This is a genomic window from Kribbella albertanoniae (genome assembly GCF_004348455.1).
GTDB lineage: Bacteria > Actinomycetota > Actinomycetes > Propionibacteriales > Kribbellaceae > Kribbella > Kribbella albertanoniae.
In genome coordinates this window covers 1-1,915 of record NZ_SMKA01000501.1, presented here as the reverse complement: position 1 = coordinate 1,915, position 1,915 = coordinate 1, and the positions used below count along the sequence as shown (strand labels likewise).

Annotated in this window: 4 protein-coding genes; 1 reads left to right on the top strand and 3 read right to left on the bottom strand. The window is 67.5% G+C overall.

Annotation, left to right across the window (positions count from 1 at the left end; translation table 11 throughout):
- Nucleotides 1–462 (bottom strand): NAD-dependent epimerase/dehydratase family protein (locus tag E1261_RS44580; RefSeq protein WP_338034003.1); only part of this gene is annotated, 462 nt, incomplete at its 3' end.
- Nucleotides 463–620: 158 nt separating this feature from the next.
- On the opposite strand from E1261_RS44580, the gene E1261_RS44575 reads away from it, so the two are divergent.
- Nucleotides 621–932, top strand: coding sequence for a hypothetical protein (locus E1261_RS44575; protein ID WP_132416399.1), 312 nt, complete (start codon nucleotides 621–623; stop codon nucleotides 930–932).
- A gap of 124 nt (nucleotides 933–1,056) precedes the next feature.
- On the opposite strand, the gene E1261_RS46205 is transcribed toward E1261_RS44575, so the two are convergent.
- Together E1261_RS46205 and E1261_RS44565 are read right to left on the bottom strand one after the other, a co-directional pair.
- Nucleotides 1,057–1,452, bottom strand: a complete 396-nt coding sequence (locus tag E1261_RS46205; protein ID WP_238176855.1) for a hypothetical protein — start codon at nucleotides 1,450–1,452, stop codon at nucleotides 1,057–1,059.
- On the bottom strand, nucleotides 1,449–1,634 hold the full coding sequence (locus E1261_RS44565; protein ID WP_420814105.1) for a hypothetical protein: 186 nt from the start codon (nucleotides 1,632–1,634) through the stop codon (nucleotides 1,449–1,451). The genes E1261_RS46205 and E1261_RS44565 overlap by 4 nt, the downstream gene beginning before the upstream one ends.
- Nucleotides 1,635–1,915 lie beyond the last annotated feature (281 nt).

Here is a 1,915-nt window from a genome sequence, read left to right as displayed (position 1 = left end):
GATCAGCCCCGCCCGCGCGATCACCAGGCGATCCCCGACCGCCTCCACCGCTGCGAGCTCACACGCCACCTTCGCTTCGCCGTACTGCTCGCGATCGGCAACGTCGCCCTCGGAGGGCGCTCGCAACGCCGCGCTCTCATCCGCTCCGGGCGTATCGAATTTCTCGTACACATTCCCCGTCGACACATACGTCCAGTGCTTGGCGCGCGCACCGAGCGCCGCCAGGGCCCCACGCACGAACCCCGGCTGCCACGACACCTCGAACACGGCATCCCACTCGCGAGCCGGCAACGCGTCGTACGCATCCGGAAGGCTCCTGTCCACGGCCACCAGCTCCGCGCCCTCGGCCACCGCCCCGCTCTCACCGCGTGCAACACACGTCACCGAATGCCCACGCGCCAACGCCTGCGTCGCAAGCTCGCGCCCCAGCCATGCCGTCCCGCCAAGGATCAGAATCTCCATGCAGGTAAGCCAATCAGGCCGCGCCGACAATTCCCAGGTTCCTTAGCCGAGGGCAGAAAGGATGCCGTAAGGCGCGAACCCTTGCCGCCGCCCCGATCCAGGCGCAGTGTCGGCAGTGAGCGGCATCCGAGAACGGATGCCTTGGGCAAGGGGGAGACATGGCTGGTTTCGTTCAGATCATCGAGTACCGGACGTCGAAACCCGACGAGGTCGCCGCGCTGGCGGAGTCCTACCGGGAGAAGCGGGAAGCAGATGGCGACGGTCCGCGGCCGGTCCGCTCCGTCATGTGTTCGGACCGCAATGAGGCCGACCGGTACTTCACGGTCGTCGAGTTCGCGTCACACGAAGAGGCGATGGAGAACTCGGCCCGGCCCGACACCGGTGAGTTCGCGGCCGCACTGATGGAGCTGTGCGACGGGCCGACGAAGTTCTACGACCTCGACGTCCTGCAGTTGACCGACTTCAGCTGAAGCTGTGGGGCTCGGGCCCAGCCGGACTCGCATTCGGCTGGGCCCGAGGCAGGGGACGCGGTGTGGCGGCCGCGTTGGCCCGGATCCGCGGCGCCGGACCCGGACCTGCTCTTGGGTATCTTTTTCAGCGAAAGACCCGGTTCGACGACCAGCTACCCGGCGGCGCACCGCCGTACGTGCCTTGGTCGCGTTCGTGGTGCAAGGGGTCCGGATCCTCGGGTTCGGGCGCGGAGTGCAGATCCGGCCACGGCCGAGCCGCCAGCGTCTCGCGCGGCGGCAGCGCCAACCCCGGATCAGGCCCCGTTTCGGCATCGAGCCACTCGATCTCGGTGGCCCCGCCGTGTCCGTGGATCGCGACGACGGACTCGATCCCGTCCCACACGGTCGTGGTCGGATAGTCGCCGTACCACCGCAGCGCCACCGCCCCGTCGGTGAACTGCACGCCCTCGGCAACAGGCCCGGTACCACTCACCCCGGAGACATCATGATGACGGATCAACCGGAAACGACGAGCGCTCATTTCGGCGCGACCTCCCACAACCGCTCCCCCGGCAACGACCGGTACTGATCGGGGTCGGTCACCGGAATCGGATCGCTGGTCACCTTCAACCCGGCGAACCGCCGTGACATCGCCTGCGCATACCGCTCGGCCAACTCGGCCTCGGCACTGTAGTCCGCGACGACGTGGTCCCCGAACCACACCCGTACGCGGCACCGTTGCGGACCAGGATCGCCGGCCATCTCAATGCACCCGGCGAGTCAAGGTCGTTCCCATCAGCGGCTTCCAAGACCTACGGTTCACGTCGATCACTTCCACTTCCCTGTGGGGATGGGTTCACAGAAGTGACGCCCCCCACAAAGCTTCATGACGCGATCCCACAGATCTTTTCCCACCCCGTTCGAATACCGGACCGCCCCCGGGTCGCTGGCGGCCGTCGGTGTACGGAAGAACGGGTAGTGGTCCCCCTGAACCACCCCGCGCC